The sequence below is a fragment of the Gynuella sunshinyii YC6258 genome (assembly GCF_000940805.1).
Classification (GTDB): domain Bacteria; phylum Pseudomonadota; class Gammaproteobacteria; order Pseudomonadales; family Natronospirillaceae; genus Gynuella; species Gynuella sunshinyii.
In genome coordinates this window covers 1,503,175-1,520,857 of the sequence record NZ_CP007142.1, presented here as the reverse complement: position 1 = coordinate 1,520,857, position 17,683 = coordinate 1,503,175, and the positions used below count along the sequence as shown (strand labels likewise).

Below are 17,683 nucleotides of genomic sequence, written 5' to 3'. Positions count from 1 at the left end.
GCTTTACCTCAGTACCTGATTTTCGGATCAATCCAGGCATACATAATGTCCACTACGGTACTAAACAAAATGGTCAATGCCCCTAACAATATGGTAACGCCCATCAGAACCGAGTAGTCACGGTTAAGAGCGCTGTTTACGAAATGAATACCAATTCCACCAGTGGAAAAAAAGCTGTCTACAATTACAGATCCAGTAACCATAGCAACAAATGTTGGACCAAGATAAGAAACAACAGGCAACAGCGCCGGCTTTAGTGCATGCCGGAAAATGATATAGCGAAACGGCAACCCTTTGGCCCGGGCGGTACGAATAAAGTTGCTATGCAATACTTCTATCATGGATGAACGGGTAATACGGGCAATGCTGGCCATATAACTGGTCGCCAAAGCAATCACAGGTAAAACCATGAACTTGAGCTGACCACCTTCCCAGCCACCTCCCGGTAACCACCCCAGGGTCAGAGTAAACACCAGTACCAGAATCGGGGCCATTACAAAATTCGGCAAAACCTGCCCCACAATAGCGAATCCCTGAGTGGAATAATCCTGCCAACTGTTTTGCTTCAATGCGGCAAAAATACCTATCGACACACCAATTATCAGCGCCAGAAAAAATGCAATGGATCCATATTTCAGGGTGACGGGAAATCCTTCTGCAATCAGATCGTTAACATTCTGATCCTTGTATCGAAATGACGGGCCAAAATCGAACCGCGTAACAACATTCGTAATATAGTTGGTGATCTGCACATATAGCGGCTTATCGAGACCATATTTTTTTTCAATATTGGCTTTTACTGCTGGAGGGAGCGGCTTTTCAGAACTAAAAGGGCTCCCTGGAGCTGCATGCATGATCAAGAAAGAAACGACTATCAATACCAATAAGGTCGGTATAGCGACCATTAAACGTCTTAATATAAAGTTTATCATTTACCACAACCCGATTATTGAGCGACAGGCAAACCTGTCTCTACAACACGATTTAGACTCTCAAATAGTAACTTAATCTTATCCGGATAAAAAAAAGCAGAAAGCTTATTCTAAGAATAAGAATGCATGCGGGCACTTGGTAAGTGCCCGCGGAAAGGTCTAGTGTGCAATGATATATAAATCTTTGCTGTAAATGTTTTGTTCAATGTTGTTATAAGGCCAGCCCTTCAGATATTTGCTGATCGCAATATCTTCCGCATAGTGATAAATCGGTGCGATAGGCATGTCTCTGGCGAGTAATTGCTCGGCCTGTGTGTAGTTGACGTTAGGGTCAGCCATGCCGGTAGACTCTTTCATCAGCGCATCGTACTGGGGATTTTTATACTTGCTGTCGTTCTGAGCATTGTCAGACATCATCAGTGTCAGGAAAGTTGATGCTTCGTTGTAATCTCCACACCATCCGGCACGGGAAACGTCATAGTCCGGTAATTTTTTGGTTTCAAGATAGGTTTTCCATTCCAGGTTTTCGAGCGATGCGTCGACACCCAGTTTTTGTTTCCACATTTGTGAAATGGCGATGGCAATTTTTTTATGGTCTTCAGAGGTATTGTACAGAATGGCCAGTTTCAGTGGGTTGGCTTTGCTGAAGCCGGCTTCAGCAAGCAGCTCTTTGGCTTTCTGATCTCGTTCTTTCTGAGTCATATGCTCCCAGGCCAGATCAGGCGTTACAAAACCGTTGGTCTTAGGTGGCGTGAATACATAAGCAGACGTTTGGCCAGCACCCAGGATGCGTTCGGCAATCACGTCACGGTCGATGGCGTAACTCAGTGCCTGGCGTACGCGGACATCATCAAAGGGCGCACGGGTCATGTTGAAGTTGTAGTAGTAAGTACACAACTGCGGCATGCTTTTGGTTTCTTCAGGATTTTCTTTCAACAAACGCTGGAACTGACCGGCCGGGATGTCGGTCTTCATGACTTCACCAGCTTTAAAGCGGGCATAAGCCTGGTTTTCATCGTTAATAACCATCGCAACCACTTTATCGATAATAGTGGCGTCATTGTTCCAGTAATATTTATTACGTTCTCTGACTGACCGTTCGTTCACAACGTACTCAGTCAGAACATAAGCACCGTTACCGACCATATTTCCAGGCTTGGTCCAGTCAGCACCAAATTTTTCGATCACTTTCTGGTTAACCGGAAAAGTGGATGTGTGGGCAACCATTTTGGGGAAATAAGGCATTGGCTGAGACAGTTTGACATCCAGCGTATAATCATCCACCGCTTTAACGCCCAGAGTTGATGGCTCTTTTTCGCCGGAGACAATCGCTGAAGCATTCTCAACATTCATGATTTCGATAAACCAGCTGTATGGAGAAGCGGTTGCCGGGTCAGCGAGACGACGCCAGGCATACACAAAATCATGGGCGGTTACGGGATCACCATTAGACCATTTTGCATTCTGGCGCAGATAAAAACGGAAACTCATATTATCAGGGGTAGCCACCCAGCGCTGCGCGACACCTGGCATCAGGTTGCCATCAGTATCCTGATTCACGAGACCTTCAAACAGATCACGGGCTACGTGGGATGCATCAACACCTTCGATCAATTGAGGATCAAGGGAGTCAATCTCATCCAGAAGACGATAAGTATAAGTCTGGTTGGCAGCCAGCTCTTCACCGGTAATCGGATGCTTTTTCGCATACGCCATCGGCGACAACATTGCCACGCTGATAATACCTGCAGCAATAGTCTTGGTGATTACTTTCATAAGTCTATGTTCCTCTTATTTATTATCTGTGTGCCCTGAACACTATCGGGCGAATGGTTCTCAGAAGTCTTAATGCAATATCAAAACCATCTTAAGCACGAATACTTAAGCGACAAGACAACCAAAATGGCACAAGTAAACTGGCCATTCAACGGTCACCATCAACTTTTTGTTAATTGTTTTTGGGCGGATAATCAGGTATTAGAGCCGCAATAGTGCATGTTTTTATTCCGTTGGCCCGCTAAATATCTAAGAAAACCAACAACATAGGCTAACACGCACTATTGGAGGTCATGCAAGAGCGATATGCACCAAAAAGGGCGAAAGTTTGTAAAGTAACAATTACAGCTCGGCCAGAGAGCTTAATTATTCCTCGAGATGGGCATTCACAAGAGCATGAACTTCACGATCCATCAGCTCTGCAGATCCGAGATTCATCTCAATAACCCGCCTCAACTGCGATGCACTGTCGAGGTCAAGAGAGGTAAATTCAAGACCAATGTGATGGTCTTCCTGATGCACGCACTTGGCTTGTGCAACCAGACCATGATCAAGAGAACCAAACTGAACAACTACTTCGAGCTCCTGACCAACCAGTCCTTCTAATTTATGATCACAGTTCAGCAGCACTCCCTTCAGACTGATATCCAGTAAATGGCCGGAATATGAATGCCGGTTCATGATGATGTCGGCCTGCGCATCATGGTCAATCCGGGTAAAACGGCGTTTGTCGCTCATGTTATCTGTTCTTCAATTTGCCAGTGATCTTTTTACTCTAGCAGATTTCGGCCATCTTGCAGTCTGTCGAAAATCTCTCTAGCCTTCCAGGCTCTTCTCTATTTCAGGGGAACCACTATGGCAAGTTTAACCACATTTCCAGAACAGTATTTGGCGGGGCGAGATACCCCCATAGAGATCGAAAAACAGCATTTTGTCACTGGCCGCTCCATTGTTCCGCCCTGGCCAGAGGGATCTGATCGAATTCTCCTGGGCATGGGATGCTTCTGGGGAGCCGAACGAAAAATGTGGCAACAACCTGGAGTGATTACCACCGCAGCAGGATACGCCGGAGGAGAAACACCGAACCCAACCTATGATGAGGTCTGTACCGGTCTGACAGGGCACTCCGAAGTGGTGCTCGTGGTGTTTGATCCCAGAGAGACCAATCTGCAGCAACTTCTGAAAGTATTCTGGGAATCTCATGACCCGACCCAGGGCATGCGCCAGGGCAATGATATCGGCACGCAATACCGTTCTGCCATCTATTGCTGCAACCACTCCCAGTGTGAGGCTGTATTGAAAACCAGAGAGCAATTCCAGCAACAGCTCACCGCAAAGGGACTCGGCGAGATCACCACAGAAATCAAGACCGCTCCAGTATTTTATTATGCCGAAACCTATCATCAGCAGTACCTGGCTAAAAACCCCGATGGTTACTGTGGTCTGAAAGGAACCGGCGTGACGTGCGTATTATAGGAAACAGGCGTGAACACTCTCATTCTTCATACCGAACACTGCCTCAATCGGTTGCTCGAACTGGAGCAACAGGTGGAGGAAAGCCGGTTGTTCAACGTGGGTTACATCATTCCTCAGGTTACCCTACTGGAGAACCAATGGCGGGATGAAGGCAGATCCGGCGACTTGCAAAACTTCCTGGCAGACTTAAAACAGATGGTGAATGCTCATGGACGCCAGGACAATCTGGATGACCAGGACCTTACGGTCAATGCTGAAATTCTGGCACTACTGTGAAACCGAATATTTCTGCCTGGCAGACTCAATACTATGACACATTGAGGTAATGCCCTTGATGATGTTAACCGTCGGCCGGCCGATATCGTCTGCGCTGATGGAATACAAAGTAAGGTGATGCACGGCCGGTATTTCATCGAAATCGGGAAATACAGAATCCCCCCGATGGCCACTCTGGCTGATGATCACCTCCGGTCGGCCGGCAATCACACTTTCGATACCAATCTGTGGTGCCGGTAATTCGAGGTCTTTAAAAATATTTATCCCACCGCAGATCTCTATCACCTCATTGATAAAACTATTCCCACTGATCGTATAAATCGGCTCGTGCCAGACCTGGTAAAACACCCGCATTTTTCGGCGGTTCTGATAACTCTGGCGCAATGCCGCCAGCTCGGTGCGATACTGCTGAACCCGTGCGTCTGCCTGCACCATACGATTCGTCAGACGGGCAAAAGTCATCAGACTGTTCTCAATCTGCTGAAGGTTTTTGGGGTCGCTGTAAAAGACCGCATAACCCAGCTGCTGTAATTGCTCTAATTGCTGCAACGTCGGGCCATCGGGTAGCGCGATAATCAAATCCGGCTTCAGGCTGACAATCTGTTCGAGGTTCAAGGTGTAATAATCGCCGACCCTCGGAATCGCTTTGGCAGCTTCAGGATAATTGGAATAGGCACCGGCACCGACAATCAGATCGCCGGCATCAATCTCGAACAATTGTTCGGTGGCATGCGGAACCAGGCTGACAATGGATTTTACCGGCCCGGCGAGCGTCAATTTCCGGCCAGTATCGTCTACCACTGTCGTCGCTGCCCCTACCCCAAAAGAACACAGGAACAGCCAGCTGAATAGCCATAAAACCGGCTTCATCCATTTACCCCGCAAACCATCCAGATCACAATAACCGCCAGTTGCTGCATCGCTCCAAGCGTATCGCCGGTGTACCCACCCAGATGCCAGCGTAACGTCCGGATCATCCCACTTCGAACCAGTACCAGTGATACTATCAATAGCAGCCACTGCCACCAGACAAAACTGTGACCCAACCAGAGTGGTACTGTTGCCACCATCACCGGTAACGCAGCTACGAATGCAGCTGCTGCACTGAACTGAGTGGCCAGCGGTTTACTTTTTGATTGTGCCGGATCAGCAACATATTCCAGATTCCACAACAGTGACATTGCCACCAAACGGCTCAGGCTTTCAGCCAGAACGAGCACCAACAGTACAAACTGCCACGGCTGATGATCCAACACCCAGACCATTAATTGCCATCGTAACAACAAAACGATAACCAACGCTGCTGCACCATAACTGCCAAGTCGACTGTCTTTCATAATGGCCAGTTTACGCTCACGGCTCCAGCCGCCACCCAAGCCATCGAATGTATCGGCCAGTCCATCTTCATGAAACGCACCTGTCAGCCACAGGCTCAGAGCCAGGCAACACAGCACTGCAACAGTCGTCGGGAAAACTGCTGACAGGACACAAAACACGCCAGCCAGCATAACCCCCAACACCATCCCCACCCAGGAAAAATAGCCACTGGATCGACTCAGATTCTGATCGCTGTAGTCCACCCACCTGGGGCCCGGCAAACGGGTAAAAAACACCCAGGCGTTAAAAAACAGCTGCAACTGCCGATTCATTTCTCCTGGCTGACTCCAGCACTTTCAAAACTGGCCATGTTATTTATAAACGCGATGCTGGATTGAATCAGAGGCCAGGCCAGCACTGCCCCGGTGCCTTCGCCCAGACGCAGATTCAACTGCAGTAACGGACTTACGCCCAAGGCTTCCAGCATGGCTTTATGGCCTTGTTCATTTGAGCAGTGGCTGAAAATGGCATAATCCAAAACCTCCGGCTGATCCTTACTGACACACAACAGAGCGGCTGTTGCCAGGAAACCGTCCACAATGAACAAACGCCCGGCTGCGGCGACTGCCACCATGGCTCCGGCCATCATCGCCAACTCAAAGCCCCCCAGATGTTGCATAATCGCCGCACCGGTTTGTAACTGTGCACCATGTTTTTTCAATGCAAGCTGTATGACCTTGACTTTGTTATCGATAGTTTGCTGATTAGCACCTGTTCCCCGGCCAACGCAGAGTGCTGGTGCCAGGTTCATAACCGCTGACATCAATGCCGCACCAGAGGTGGTATTACCGATACCCATTTCTCCAAAACTGAAAAACTGGTTTTCGGGTTGCTCGCATAACTCTCTGATCAATTCGGCTCCAGACTCCGTGGCCTGCTGCCACTGAGCTTCTGTCATGGCCGGTTCAACGCTGAAATCCGCCGTTCCTCTGGCAACTTTTCGATCTGCCAGTAATGGATGTGCAGCAAATGGTTCAGCCGCGACACCTGCATCCACGACCGTAATAGGTACCTGATATTGAGCAGCAAACACGTTAATCGCAGCACCACCCTGGAGAAAATTCACGACCATCTGCTGCGTCACTTCAGCGGGAAAGGGACTGACATTTTGGGCAGTCACTCCATGATCAGCAGCAAATACGTAGTGATGCAGTGTTCCGGCTTGCGGATCAACGGTTTTTTGAACTCTGGCTATCTGAAACGCCAGCGCCTCAATTTGCCCAAGGGAACCCGGTGGCTTGGTTTTATGGTCGATTTTGGCTTGAATCTGATCATCCAACTGTCCGGACACGGTTGGAATTTTAAATTGATATTGAATCATGGGAGTTCACCTAAGGTAATTTTTTTGCCTGCAATTATGAAAAAGCTTTGATCGGCCATAGCAGCAATATCCTGATGCAGCCAGCCGGCTTCATCAACAAAGCGACGGGTTTCCTTTCCCATAGGCACGATCCCCTGGCCGACCTCATTGCTGACCAAAACCACATCACATCGTGTTTGTTTTAATTGATCCAGAAACCGCCGCCGCACATCCGGCCATTGATCAAAATTTTGAAATAGCTGATTACTCAACCACAGGGTCAGACAGTCCACCAGAATAGCCTGGTGTTGATTTTGTCTGGCCTGAATAGCTTCAGACAATTCCAGCGGTGCTTCCAGGCTCTGAAAACGTGGGTCCCGTTGGGCCTGATGCATGGCAATTCGCGCCTGCATTTCTTCATCCAGCGGCTGTGCAGTCGCGATATAAAAGGGGCGCGCAGACAGACTTAATGTTTGTTGTTCTGCCAGCCTGCTTTTGCCCGAACGTGCACCACCCAAATAAAAATAGATCATCGGTAGAGATTGATTTCATTTTTCAAAGACAGCGTTTCGGCGCGCGCCGCCTCAGCAAAGTCATCACCTGACGATGCATAGAGAACAGCCCGACTGGAGTTGATGATCAGACCAGTACCATCGGCTGCCTTCCCAGCGCCAAGAACAGCAGCTATATCTCCCCCCTGGGCACCAATACCGGGCACCAGCATGGGCATATCACCACAAATACGGCGAATTCGCGCCATTTCTTCCGGTGCGGTTGCGCCCACAACCAACATAACATTGTTATTATGATTCCATTCCTGCGCCGCCAGTCTGGCCACCTCTTCATACAACGGATGACCACCGACATCCAGGTTTTGTAACTGGGCCGCACCGGGATTGGAAGTGCGACATAACAGAATCGTGCCTTTATCTGTGAATTCAGTAAACGGTGCGACGGTATCAACGCCCATATATGGATTAACGGTAACAGCATCAGCCTGGTAATGAACAAATGCCTCTTTCGCATACATACTGGCTGTGGAGCCGATATCCCCCCGCTTGGAATCGAGAATGACCGGAATCTCAGGATACTGGGACTTGATATAGTGAATGGTCTTTTTTAACTGATCTTCAGCGGCTACTGCAGCAAAATGAGCAAACTGGGGTTTGTAGGCACAGACCAAATCATGAGTGGCATCGATGATGGCTTTGTTAAACTGAAAAATACCATCCTGATCAGAAAATCCGGCCGGGAACTTTTCCGGATATGGGTCAAGACCGACACACACCAGAGAGTCAGCGCTCAACCAGCGCTGACGAAGATAGGAAATAAACTCCAATGGAAGCTCCTTCAACGGACATGAGTTGCAGTCAGAATTGTACGGAAGAGAGCTGGTTTTGTCTGTAGCCGGCCCGATGTTTTCAAAGCTTCCCGGGAATGCGGAAATCCAACTGCAACGACAAGGAAATTACCAAACTGTTTTCATCTTGCCGCCATCTACAGTCAATGACGCACCAGTAATATAACTGGCAGCTTCTGACAACAAAAACGTCGCAGCATTGGCAAATTCCTCCGGCCGGCCATAACGCCCCCACGGCAATGTTGATTCCACCTGCGCCTTACGCTCTTCACGACTGATTCCCAGCTTATCTGCCATGGCCTGATCCATTCCCTGTACCCGTTGGGTATCAATCAATCCCGGGATGATGTTGTTGACCCGGATTTTGTCTCCAGCCAGCTGCTGGGAGAGACTTTTCACCAACGAGGTCACTCCGGAGCGCATGACATTGGACAAAATCAACACATCAATGGGCTCTTTCACGGAAGAGGAAGTCAGCGTCAGAATAGAGCCACCACCTGTTTGTTTCATACTCGGCAGCACAGCCCGTATCAGCCGGACAGCACTCATTAGAGTCAGTTCAAATGCCGCCTGCCAGTCATTGTCATCAAAGCTCTCAAACTGACCGGTTGGCGGTCCGCCGGCATTGACCAGCAATCCGTTTACGGGTCCCAGATCTACGATGGTATCTGCCACCCAGCGCTCAATACTACCGCCGTCACGGGCATCGAACTGATAAGCTCTGACTTCTGTTCCTGATTCTGCCCGGATGGTCTCAGCCGCAGCTTCAATGGCCATCTTGTCACGACTGGCCATGGACACCTTGGCACCTTCCAGAGCACATTGCCGGGCAATGGCATAGCCCATCCCCTGGCTCGCTGCCGCGACCATGATAACCTTGTCTTTCAGTTGCAGATCCATAAGATTCTCCTGTTTAGCACCCATCCTGTCAGGGTCTGAGTGGACTGATTTTTTTCTTAAAGACTTTGGAGTTTCGCTGATAGTTGTACAGAGACTTTTTCTTCATGGGCAGGCCATCGACATCAATCTGTTGAAAACCCCGTTCGAGAAACCAGTGCGCAGTATGAGTCGTCAATACGAACAGGCTGCCCAGGCCAAGAGTATGCGCCCGCTCAGTAATAGCCCGCATGAGCCGGTCACCGCGATGTTCATGACGATACCCTTCATGCACAGCCACACAGGCCAGTTCACCGGTTTTTTCCTCTTCATCCAGAAACGGATAAAGAGCGGCACAGCCGATGATCATGCCATCGCGTTCGTTGACCATGAAATGATTGATTTCCTGTTCCAGCAGCTCTCGTGAACGCCGTACCAAAACCCCTTTGGTCTCCAGAGGCAGCAGCAATTCCAGAATGCCGGCCACATCGTTGATCGTCGCCGGGCGGATACTGTCGTAGGCCTCCTGGGTAACCAGGGTACCGATACCATCGCGGGTATACAGTTCATTGAGAATACTGCCGTCATTGTCAAACGGCAGCAGATGACAACGCCCCACGCCGGCGCGACAGGCAGTTACCATGGCTTCCAGTTCAGCATATCCCGGTGCTTCTGGAGCATGTTGATCCAATATCCGCTGACATTGACTGGGAAATAGCTCGGTAATGGTCTCCGTTTCCTTCAATACCAGCGAGCAATCACCGATGATGACTAACTTGTCGGCTTTGAGAGCAATGGCCGTCTGGACCGCAACATCATGAACAGACACGTTAAACAACTCACCGGTGGGTGAATACCCCAGATGCGACATCAGCACTATGAAATTATTGTCGAGCAATTGCCGTATCGAAGAGGCATCCACTTTACGCACCACGCCAGTATGTTGCATATCAACACCATCAATAACCCCCACCGGCCTGGCCAAAACAAAGTTACCGCTGACACACCGGACTTTGGCGTTATGCATGGGCGAATTCACCATTCCGAGGCTGAACTGGGCTTCCAGTTGGGAGCGCAATTGCCCATGCACATCCAGAATGGTTTCCATGATTTCGGGACTGGTCACACGCATGTGGCTGTGCAGGGCGCTGGTGATATTTTTTTCCTGCAATCGTCGGTTTATCTGACTTCGGGCACCATAAACCAGAACCACTCGCATCCCAAGACTGTTCAGCAATGCCAGGTCAGGGACCAAAGAGCGGGCGGCAGGTTGATCTAGCGCTTCGCCGGAGATTCCGACAACCAGTGTCTTGGTCCGGTGAGCATGAATATAAGGAGCCGTAGAACGGAAAAAATCAACGAAATTCACGATAGGAATATGTTCCTTTCAAGTGGTGGCAGGAGGTTCTAATCATAACGTATCTGCAGGCTTTATTGGTTATTCAAATTTATTGACAGAATCATATGAAAAGCTTCAATTTTTTTACCAGTACCCATTCGATACTGTAGCGCCATCTTAAACAAATCAATAGATAGGCTATAACAATGGAAAAATTCTGGAACTATGTCGAAGTCCTGGGGCGGATTTTACTGATTTCTATTTTTGTGATGTCCGGATTACAAAAGCTGGGCGATATTCAAGGAAACATGGCCTATGTCACCAGTGGCGGTCTGCCAGGTTTCATGTTGTTCCCGGCGATAGCCATTGAGCTGTTTGCCTCTCTGGCCATTCTACTGGGCTGGAAAACCCGTATTGCGGCTTTATTACTGGCAGTATTCTGCCTGATGTCCGGCTTAATGTTTCATGGCAACACGTTTCCGGACAATGCAATGGCAACGCTGCTGGATCAGATCCACCTGATGAAGAATATTGCGCTGACCGGAGCCTTTCTGTTTCTGGCTGGTCGTGGTGCCGGTCCTATCAGTCTGGATAACCGCAACAAAGCCTGATTATCCTGACGGAAACCAAAAAGAGCTGCCCAGGCAGCTCTTTTTTTGATCATAGTACTTTGGAAAAGCGATTCTTGTTTGTCGGGCTCTTCTGCAGATATGCATCAAACACCATACAAATAGGCCGCAACAACAAACGCCCGGCCTTGGTTACCTGAATGGCGTGATTATCGACGGTCACCAGCCCATCATCGGCCAGAAATGCCAATCGACGAATTTCATCCGCAAAATAGGCCCTGGAGTCGATATCAAACTGTTCATCAAGCGCATCAAACTTCAACCGACCATTACAGCTCAACTCCTGAATGACCCGCTGTCGAATCAGATCATCATCATTGAGCTGATAACCTTTGAAGCTGGCCAGTTTTCCGCTTGAAATGACCTGTTCGTATTGCTCAATATCACGATAATTCTGCACGAAGGTCTGGTTGATGTAACTGATACTGGAAACGCCAAGCCCCAGCATATCCATATTGCCGTAGGTGGAATAACCCTGAAAGTTACGTTGCAGAGTGCCCTCATTAAGCGCCTCGACCAGGTCATCTCCCGGTTTGGCAAAGTGATCCATGCCAATATAAACATAACCGGCCTGTTGCAATGCATGTATGCAACTATCAAGAATATTCAGTTTTTCTTCCGGTGAGGGCAGCTCGCTTTCATTAATCCGTCGCTGCGGCAGAAAACGCTCTGGCAAATGAGCGTAGTTATACACAGCAATCCGGTCCGGATTCAGGGCAATCACCTGCTCAATAGTGCGATCAAAACTCTCGCGGGTTTGTTTTGGCAAGCCGTAAATCAGATCGAAACTTACGCTGAAAAAACCATTTTGCCGGGCGATGTGCATCATCTCCGACACCATGTCATAACTTTGCAGCCGGTTGATGGCAACCTGAGTGTCCGGATTAAAGTCCTGCACCCCCAGACTGATACGATTAAATCCAAGCTCCCGCAACAGAACCAGTTGATCCCTTGAGGTCACTCTGGGATCTATTTCGATGGAATATTCGCCCAGGTCATCGGCCAGCAGCGAAAAGTTCTTTTTGATGATCAGGAACAACCGTTTGATCTGATCTACAGATAAAAAGGTCGGCGTTCCACCCCCCCAATGCAACTGACGCACAGGACGTTCGGAAAAATAAGGCGCCAGCATTTGCATCTCTTTTTCCAGAATATCGAGATAAGCGTCTGCGCGAGCTGGATCCTTGGTTGCTATTTTATTACAGCCACAATAAAAACAGATATGACGGCAAAAAGGTACATGCACGTACAAACTCAACGATTTATGACTGTTTTTATGTTTCTGTGCAATCTCCAGCGTCCGAGTGGGATCAAAGTCCTCAAACTGCACTGCAGTCGGATAAGATGTGTATCTGGGGCCTGAAATGTTGTACTTCAAAATGACTTCACGATCCCAGATTTTAGGTTCATTAGTTACTGTCATAGGACTCCTCCAATATCAGACTAGGCTAAGTTTTAATCCCGCCAGCGTCATTGACAAAGGTCACCCAATCCCGGAAAAGCAATAAGTATTTTATGGTTTTTGGTGAAATACATATTGCGCTTGATTTGCATCAAGCGCGGATGAGTTAGCACTAAACAGCAAAGATTTTACCGGTATACTTCACTGCAACACCGACCTAACCCGCTATAGGAAGGTGTCTCCATTGTTCTCCTCCTCCAGCACACGGATGTGTTGTTACGATGGTGAGGCCAGGGCTTTATAGCTTTGGCCTTTTTTTTTGCCCTGTCGTTTTTCCATGAAACTTTTTCCTCCTTAATTGGTCTTATAAAAAAGCTATAACTACCTATTTAGTAAGGTTTTTTTACATCTCAATAGGGTCTATAGTAATTACCGGATTTAAAGAAACACTCCGAGCCGCAGCGTTCTAACCGCCAGACGTATGAAACTTCGGCCTCAGCATTGTGCTGACAGGGTAAACGGGGAAACCGGTTTGCCTCCCTTGTATTTTGGAAAGGTGTGTCTATGTTACAGGATTCATTTGGGCGTCGTTTTTATTACCTGCGCCTGTCCATTACTGATGTTTGCAATTTTCGTTGCAACTACTGCCTTCCGGATGGTTATAAAAAGGACGGCCAGCGTTCATTTCTAACCCGTTCAGAAATCGTCAATCTGGTATCCGGGTTTGCCTCTGCCGGCACTCAGAAAGTTCGAATTACCGGCGGGGAACCGGCCCTGCGCAAGGATCTGATCGATATCATCGGTGACATCAAAAACATCCCTGGTATTCAGACCGTTGCCATGACCACTAATGGCTATCGGTTGGGAAGTCTGTTGCAAGGTCTTGATGACGCAGGGCTGGATCAACTGAATGTCAGCATCGACAGTCTTGATCCTCAGGTCTTTCAAACCATTACCGGGCATGACCGACTCAACGAGATTCTTGCCGCTCTGCAACAGGCACAAATGACGGGTATCAAACATATCAAAGTCAACGCGGTTTTAATGCGTGATCTGAATGATCGTGAGCTGGATACCTTTCTGGCATGGATTAAAGATCAGGATCTGACTTTGCGTTTTATCGAAGTCATGCAAACCGGAGACAACACCGAATTCTTTGAAAAACGACACCTTTCCGGAGCGGCACTACAGGTCAGATTACTTGAACAGGGCTGGCAGGCAATCATTCGCAACCACGATGCAGGCCCCGCTGTGGAATATTGGCACCCAGACTACCAAGGCCGCATTGGCCTGATCATGCCATACAGCCAGGACTTCTGCCGCAGCTGCAACCGGTTGAGAGTCAGCGCTGAAGGCAAGGTGCATTTGTGCCTTTTTGGTGATCATGGATACGATATCCGTCATCTGATTCAACAGCCGGAACAACGCCCACAGCTAACAGATTTCTTATCTGAAGTACTCAAGGACAAGAAAGTCAGCCACTTCCTGCAGCAGGGACACTCCGGCATTACTCGTGATCTTTCCATGATCGGAGGCTGACATGCTGGGTGTTATTCTGGCCGGTGGTCGTTCCTCTCGTATGGGGCAGGATAAATCCCGGCTGATGATCAATGGCCAGACTCTTTTACAGCGCCAGCAAAGCATCCTTGAACAGTTAGGGCTGGAAGTTATTATCAGTGGCCCGGACGGGGTTCACGATGAATTTGCCGACTATCCCGGACCGTTGGCCGGAATATATTCTGTCATCCGGCAACAACCCGCCGCCAGTTGGCTGTTTGTCCCGGTTGACCTGCCTCTGATACGACCCGCAACGCTTGCCAGACTGATGAACCATTCTTCCGAGGCAGGCTGTTGTTATGATTACCATCCATTGCCATTACTGCTGAAATCTTCGGCCCAGCTGATACCCGAACTATACAAGCGGTTGCAGAAATCCGGGCCAGATTTAAGTGTCCGGGCATTCAATCGCAGCATGGGTGTTGAACAGCTGGCCTTGAACTCTGATGATGAAATATGTTTAAGCAACGCCAATGATCCACAACAATGGCAAACCTTATTAAGACAGTTATAGGAAATATTCACCATGGCTCATTTATCACAAGCTGACTTCGTTCCCCTGAACATTGCCGTACTCACCGTATCCGATACCCGGACAGAGGCAAACGATACATCAGGACAATATCTGGCAGAGCAAGTGAAAGCGGAAGGTCATCTGCTGGCGGACAAGCAAATCGTCAAAGATGACGTCTATCAACTACGCGCCATTGTTTCCCGATGGATCGCTTCGAGCGAAGTGCAGGTTATATTAATCACCGGTGGCACTGGTTTTACCGGTCGCGATTCCACTCCGGAAGCACTCAAACCGTTATTTGACAAACAGGTAGAAGGATTCGGAGAGTTATTCCGGCAACTGTCTTATGGTGAAATCGGAACTTCGACCATACAAAGTCGCGCTCTGGCAGGTTTTGCCAATGGCACGGTCATCTTCTGTATGCCTGGTTCCACCGGGGCCTGCAAAACCGGCTGGAACGGCATCATCAAAGAACAACTGGATGCGCGCTGCAAACCCTGCAATTTCGTCGCTCATCTGAAAATGGCACCTGCATGCGAGAGTCGGGGCTGATGGATAAGCAATTCAGCCATATCGATCATCGAGGTTCCGCCAACATGGTGGATGTTACCGAAAAACATATCAGTCAACGGCTGGCTCAGGCAGAAGCATTCATTTATATGTCAGCTGAGACTTTGACCATGATAGAACAGGGTAACCACCACAAAGGGGATGTCTTTGCCGTTGCCCGGATTGCCGGCATACAGGCCGCCAAAAAAACTCCTGAACTGATTCCTTTATGCCACCCGCTGATGCTCACTAAAATTGCGGTGGACTTTGAATTACAACCCCAGCTTGGCCGCGTTCGCATCACGTCCCTTTGTAAACTGGCCGGTCAGACTGGCGTCGAGATGGAAGCACTGACTGCCGCTTCTGTTGCTGCGCTAACCCTGTTTGACATGTGCAAAGCTGTCGATCCGACCATGACCATCAGTGGTTTGCGGGTACTGGAAAAACAGGGTGGTAAAACCGGACACTGGCAGCACCCGGAGGGCGCATGAAAATACTGTTTTTTGCCCGCCTGCGGGACAGCATCGATTGTGCGGAGACCTCACTGGAAGTGCTTCAGCCTACCCAGGTTCATAATGTCATCAAACAGCTGCTGATCGATCACCCGGACTGGCAGGATGCATTCGATAAACCGTTGCTGGTGGCTATCAATCAAACGATGGCGGACATGGACAGTCAAGTCAACAACGAAGATGAACTGGCTTTTTTCCCACCGGTCACAGGAGGTTAATGCACATGACGGATCTGGTATTGGTACAGGTATCTGATTTTTCTGTAGATGAACACTACCAGGCCATGGTCGCTCAGAATAGCAGTGCGGGTGCAGTGGTGTTTTTCGTCGGCCGGGTTCGGGACTTTAACGAGCAACAACATGTTACCGGCCTGTACCTTGAACATTATCCCGGTATGACGGAAAAAACCCTGCATGAAATTATTCTGACCGCACGTCAGCGCTGGTCTCTGGAAGACGTTCGGATTGTTCATCGCGTCGGGGCGTTACAGGTCAGTGATCAGATCGTGTTTGTGGGGGTCAGTAGCGCTCACCGGCAGGATGCCTTTCTGGCCTGTGAGTTCCTGATGGATTTTCTAAAAACCAAAGCCCCTTTCTGGAAAAAAGAAACAGGGGCTGATGGTGAACAATGGCTGGACGCCAGAGACAGTGACGAACAATCGGCTCAACGATGGTAACCGGTGAAGATCATTTCACTGCCCTCGGAAACACATGTATCAACAAACATCGGCCCGGCAGCATTATACTTACCGGGCAAATAAAAGCCCAACGGCGCATCAGTACAGTTCCACTCCAGTCATATCCGGCAGTCGATGGGCAATACCTTTGTGACAATCGATACAGGTTTTTTCTCCGGATGCCAGTGCGGTTGAATGCCGTTCTGAAGCACGTTCACTTTGGCGGGTGAAATCCATGGAATCAAAGTTATGACAATTACGACATTCCAGAGAGTCATTAGCCTTGAGACGGGCCCATTCATGTTCAGCGAGTTCCCGGCGTTTATGTTCAAATTTTTCCTGAGTGTTGATGGTGCCAAATATCTTGCCCCAGACTTCTTTTGACGCAGCCATTTTCCGGGCCATTTTATTCGTCCAGTTATGGGGCACATGACAATCGGAACAAATAGCCCGAACCCCGGAACGGTTACTGTAGTGAATGGTCGTCTGTAATTCCTGATAAACGTTGTCACGCATTTCGTGACAACTGGTACAGAACTCTTCTGTGTTGGTAAATTCCATGGCGGTATTAAAACCTCCCCAGAAAATGATACCGGCAATAAACCCCCCCAGTACCAGAAATCCCAGAGAAAAGTGCACACTGGGTCGGCGTAACATCAGCCAACCACGCCGAATCATTCGCATCATGCCCTACTCCTCACCTTTAACCAGTGTATCCATATCGACAAAGGTGTTCTCGATCAATGGATTGACCTCCTGCTGAGTGACATGACACTGAGTACAGAAGAAACGCCTCGGTGATACGTCGACCAAAAACTGTCCTTCGCGGTTCATGTAATGGGTGATACTCACCATGGGAGCCTGTGCCTCATCAGCTTTCTTGCGGGAATGACAGGCCAGGCAGCGGTTGAAATTCAGGTCCACCTGATATCCGGAAATATCATGAGGAATGGTCGGTGCCTGTTGAGGGTAAGCACGCTCACGTTTCAAATCGTTGTTTTCGACGGCCTGCATTTTCGGCGGTTCGGCTTCAGCATCCAATGGCGTATCACCACGCAGGTTGGCCAACTGATTATCGGCAAGTAAAAATACCGAAACGAACGCCATCACTAACACGATCAGTTTTTTCATG

At 48.9% G+C, this 17,683-nt stretch carries 22 protein-coding genes and 1 riboswitch; of the genes, 9 read left to right on the top strand and 13 right to left on the bottom strand.

Annotation, left to right across the window (positions count from 1 at the left end):
* Positions 1-8: 8 nt before the first annotated feature.
* The 3 genes from oppB to YC6258_RS06795 form a co-directional block, all read right to left on the bottom strand.
* Positions 9-932 (bottom strand): oligopeptide ABC transporter permease OppB, encoded by a 924-nt coding sequence (gene oppB / locus YC6258_RS06805; protein WP_044616354.1) that lies wholly within the window; start codon positions 930-932, stop codon positions 9-11.
* Positions 933-1,091: 159 nt separating this feature from the next.
* Positions 1,092-2,708, bottom strand: a complete 1,617-nt coding sequence (locus YC6258_RS06800) for a peptide ABC transporter substrate-binding protein (protein ID WP_044616353.1) — start codon at positions 2,706-2,708, stop codon at positions 1,092-1,094.
* A gap of 366 nt (positions 2,709-3,074) precedes the next feature.
* On the bottom strand, positions 3,075-3,446 hold the full coding sequence (locus YC6258_RS06795) for a PilZ domain-containing protein (protein ID WP_044616352.1): 372 nt from the start codon (positions 3,444-3,446) through the stop codon (positions 3,075-3,077).
* Between the two features lie 117 nt (positions 3,447-3,563).
* On the opposite strand from YC6258_RS06795, the gene msrA reads away from it, so the two are divergent.
* Both msrA and YC6258_RS06785 read left to right on the top strand, forming a co-directional pair.
* Entirely contained in the window at positions 3,564-4,184 is a 621-nt protein-coding gene (gene msrA, locus YC6258_RS06790; RefSeq protein ID WP_044616351.1) for a peptide-methionine (S)-S-oxide reductase MsrA, read from the top strand.
* A gap of 9 nt (positions 4,185-4,193) precedes the next feature.
* A complete protein-coding gene (locus tag YC6258_RS06785; protein ID WP_044616350.1) occupies positions 4,194-4,460 on the top strand; it encodes a hypothetical protein in 267 nt (88 codons plus the stop codon).
* On the opposite strand, the gene YC6258_RS06780 is transcribed toward YC6258_RS06785, so the two are convergent.
* The 7 genes from YC6258_RS06780 to argA all read right to left on the bottom strand — a co-directional run bounded on the left by YC6258_RS06780 (position 4,452) and on the right by argA (position 10,742).
* Positions 4,452-5,330, bottom strand: coding sequence for a cobalamin-binding protein (locus YC6258_RS06780; protein WP_044616349.1), 879 nt, complete (start codon positions 5,328-5,330; stop codon positions 4,452-4,454). The two genes, YC6258_RS06785 and YC6258_RS06780, sit on opposite strands and share 9 nt — an antisense overlap.
* Entirely contained in the window at positions 5,327-6,109 is a 783-nt protein-coding gene (locus YC6258_RS06775; protein ID WP_044616348.1) for an adenosylcobinamide-GDP ribazoletransferase, read from the bottom strand. The genes YC6258_RS06780 and YC6258_RS06775 overlap by 4 nt, the downstream gene beginning before the upstream one ends.
* Complete coding sequence (gene cobT / locus YC6258_RS06770; RefSeq protein ID WP_044616347.1) at positions 6,106-7,158, bottom strand: nicotinate-nucleotide--dimethylbenzimidazole phosphoribosyltransferase; 1,053 nt, start codon at positions 7,156-7,158, stop codon at positions 6,106-6,108. The genes YC6258_RS06775 and cobT overlap by 4 nt, the downstream gene beginning before the upstream one ends.
* On the bottom strand, positions 7,155-7,670 hold the full coding sequence (gene cobU, locus YC6258_RS06765) for a bifunctional adenosylcobinamide kinase/adenosylcobinamide-phosphate guanylyltransferase (protein WP_044616346.1): 516 nt from the start codon (positions 7,668-7,670) through the stop codon (positions 7,155-7,157). The genes cobT and cobU overlap by 4 nt, the downstream gene beginning before the upstream one ends.
* On the bottom strand, positions 7,667-8,476 hold the full coding sequence (pyrF, locus tag YC6258_RS06760) for an orotidine-5'-phosphate decarboxylase (RefSeq protein ID WP_044616345.1): 810 nt from the start codon (positions 8,474-8,476) through the stop codon (positions 7,667-7,669). Before pyrF ends, cobU begins: the two co-directional genes overlap by 4 nt.
* Before the next feature lie 129 nt (positions 8,477-8,605).
* Positions 8,606-9,397: an SDR family oxidoreductase gene (locus YC6258_RS06755; protein WP_044616344.1), complete on the bottom strand. Its 792-nt coding sequence runs from the start codon at positions 9,395-9,397 to the stop codon at positions 8,606-8,608.
* Positions 9,398-9,425: 28 nt separating this feature from the next.
* Entirely contained in the window at positions 9,426-10,742 is a 1,317-nt protein-coding gene (argA, locus tag YC6258_RS06750) for an amino-acid N-acetyltransferase (protein WP_245627017.1), read from the bottom strand.
* A 176-nt stretch (positions 10,743-10,918) separates the two neighbouring features.
* On the opposite strand from argA, the gene YC6258_RS06745 reads away from it, so the two are divergent.
* Complete coding sequence (locus tag YC6258_RS06745) at positions 10,919-11,323, top strand: DoxX family protein (protein WP_044616342.1); 405 nt, start codon at positions 10,919-10,921, stop codon at positions 11,321-11,323.
* A 49-nt stretch (positions 11,324-11,372) separates the two neighbouring features.
* Here YC6258_RS06745 and hemN read toward each other — a convergent pair whose 3' ends face one another.
* Complete coding sequence (gene hemN / locus YC6258_RS06740; RefSeq protein ID WP_044616341.1) at positions 11,373-12,764, bottom strand: oxygen-independent coproporphyrinogen III oxidase; 1,392 nt, start codon at positions 12,762-12,764, stop codon at positions 11,373-11,375.
* A 416-nt stretch (positions 12,765-13,180) separates the two neighbouring features.
* A riboswitch (molybdenum cofactor riboswitch) is annotated at positions 13,181-13,318 on the top strand.
* Here hemN and moaA point away from each other — a divergent pair.
* The 6 genes from moaA to moaE all read left to right on the top strand — a co-directional run bounded on the left by moaA (position 13,308) and on the right by moaE (position 16,551).
* Entirely contained in the window at positions 13,308-14,282 is a 975-nt protein-coding gene (gene moaA, locus YC6258_RS06735) for a GTP 3',8-cyclase MoaA (protein ID WP_044616340.1), read from the top strand. Its footprint overlaps the riboswitch before it by 11 nt.
* A gap of 1 nt (position 14,283) precedes the next feature.
* Positions 14,284-14,814 (top strand): molybdenum cofactor guanylyltransferase, encoded by a 531-nt coding sequence (gene mobA / locus YC6258_RS06730; RefSeq protein WP_044616339.1) that lies wholly within the window; start codon positions 14,284-14,286, stop codon positions 14,812-14,814.
* A 12-nt stretch (positions 14,815-14,826) separates the two neighbouring features.
* Positions 14,827-15,366, top strand: a complete 540-nt coding sequence (gene moaB / locus YC6258_RS06725) for a molybdenum cofactor biosynthesis protein B (protein WP_044616338.1) — start codon at positions 14,827-14,829, stop codon at positions 15,364-15,366.
* Positions 15,366-15,854: a cyclic pyranopterin monophosphate synthase MoaC gene (moaC, locus tag YC6258_RS06720; protein ID WP_044616337.1), complete on the top strand. Its 489-nt coding sequence runs from the start codon at positions 15,366-15,368 to the stop codon at positions 15,852-15,854. Before moaB ends, moaC begins: the two co-directional genes overlap by 1 nt.
* Positions 15,851-16,093: a MoaD/ThiS family protein gene (locus tag YC6258_RS06715; protein ID WP_044616336.1), complete on the top strand. Its 243-nt coding sequence runs from the start codon at positions 15,851-15,853 to the stop codon at positions 16,091-16,093. The genes moaC and YC6258_RS06715 overlap by 4 nt, the downstream gene beginning before the upstream one ends.
* A 5-nt stretch (positions 16,094-16,098) precedes the next feature.
* Positions 16,099-16,551, top strand: coding sequence for a molybdopterin synthase catalytic subunit MoaE (gene moaE, locus YC6258_RS06710; RefSeq protein ID WP_211264638.1), 453 nt, complete (start codon positions 16,099-16,101; stop codon positions 16,549-16,551).
* A gap of 99 nt (positions 16,552-16,650) precedes the next feature.
* Here moaE and YC6258_RS06705 read toward each other — a convergent pair whose 3' ends face one another.
* Positions 16,651-17,238: a cytochrome c3 family protein gene (locus YC6258_RS06705; RefSeq protein WP_044616335.1), complete on the bottom strand. Its 588-nt coding sequence runs from the start codon at positions 17,236-17,238 to the stop codon at positions 16,651-16,653.
* 3 nt (positions 17,239-17,241) lie between these two features.
* Positions 17,242-17,682, bottom strand: a complete 441-nt coding sequence (locus YC6258_RS06700) for a nitrate reductase cytochrome c-type subunit (RefSeq protein WP_044616334.1) — start codon at positions 17,680-17,682, stop codon at positions 17,242-17,244.
* Between the last annotated feature and the right edge of the window lies 1 nt (position 17,683).

Coding starts and splice junctions, on each gene's coding strand:
- oppB (WP_044616354.1), bottom strand. CDS start 932: ATGATAAACTTTATATTAAGACGTTTAATGGTCGCTATACCGACCTTA.
- YC6258_RS06800 (WP_044616353.1), bottom strand. CDS start 2,708: ATGAAAGTAATCACCAAGACTATTGCTGCAGGTATTATCAGCGTGGCA.
- YC6258_RS06795 (WP_044616352.1), bottom strand. CDS start 3,446: ATGAGCGACAAACGCCGTTTTACCCGGATTGACCATGATGCGCAGGCC.
- msrA (WP_044616351.1), top strand. CDS start 3,564: ATGGCAAGTTTAACCACATTTCCAGAACAGTATTTGGCGGGGCGAGAT.
- YC6258_RS06780 (WP_044616349.1), bottom strand. CDS start 5,330: ATGAAGCCGGTTTTATGGCTATTCAGCTGGCTGTTCCTGTGTTCTTTT.
- YC6258_RS06775 (WP_044616348.1), bottom strand. CDS start 6,109: ATGAATCGGCAGTTGCAGCTGTTTTTTAACGCCTGGGTGTTTTTTACC.
- cobT (WP_044616347.1), bottom strand. CDS start 7,158: ATGATTCAATATCAATTTAAAATTCCAACCGTGTCCGGACAGTTGGAT.
- cobU (WP_044616346.1), bottom strand. CDS start 7,670: ATGATCTATTTTTATTTGGGTGGTGCACGTTCGGGCAAAAGCAGGCTG.
- YC6258_RS06755 (WP_044616344.1), bottom strand. CDS start 9,397: ATGGATCTGCAACTGAAAGACAAGGTTATCATGGTCGCGGCAGCGAGC.
- YC6258_RS06745 (WP_044616342.1), top strand. CDS start 10,919: ATGGAAAAATTCTGGAACTATGTCGAAGTCCTGGGGCGGATTTTACTG.
- hemN (WP_044616341.1), bottom strand. CDS start 12,764: ATGACAGTAACTAATGAACCTAAAATCTGGGATCGTGAAGTCATTTTG.
- moaA (WP_044616340.1), top strand. CDS start 13,308: ATGTTACAGGATTCATTTGGGCGTCGTTTTTATTACCTGCGCCTGTCC.
- mobA (WP_044616339.1), top strand. CDS start 14,284: ATGCTGGGTGTTATTCTGGCCGGTGGTCGTTCCTCTCGTATGGGGCAG.
- moaB (WP_044616338.1), top strand. CDS start 14,827: ATGGCTCATTTATCACAAGCTGACTTCGTTCCCCTGAACATTGCCGTA.
- moaC (WP_044616337.1), top strand. CDS start 15,366: ATGGATAAGCAATTCAGCCATATCGATCATCGAGGTTCCGCCAACATG.
- YC6258_RS06715 (WP_044616336.1), top strand. CDS start 15,851: ATGAAAATACTGTTTTTTGCCCGCCTGCGGGACAGCATCGATTGTGCG.
- moaE (WP_211264638.1), top strand. CDS start 16,099: ATGACGGATCTGGTATTGGTACAGGTATCTGATTTTTCTGTAGATGAA.
- YC6258_RS06705 (WP_044616335.1), bottom strand. CDS start 17,238: ATGATGCGAATGATTCGGCGTGGTTGGCTGATGTTACGCCGACCCAGT.
- YC6258_RS06700 (WP_044616334.1), bottom strand. CDS start 17,682: ATGAAAAAACTGATCGTGTTAGTGATGGCGTTCGTTTCGGTATTTTTA.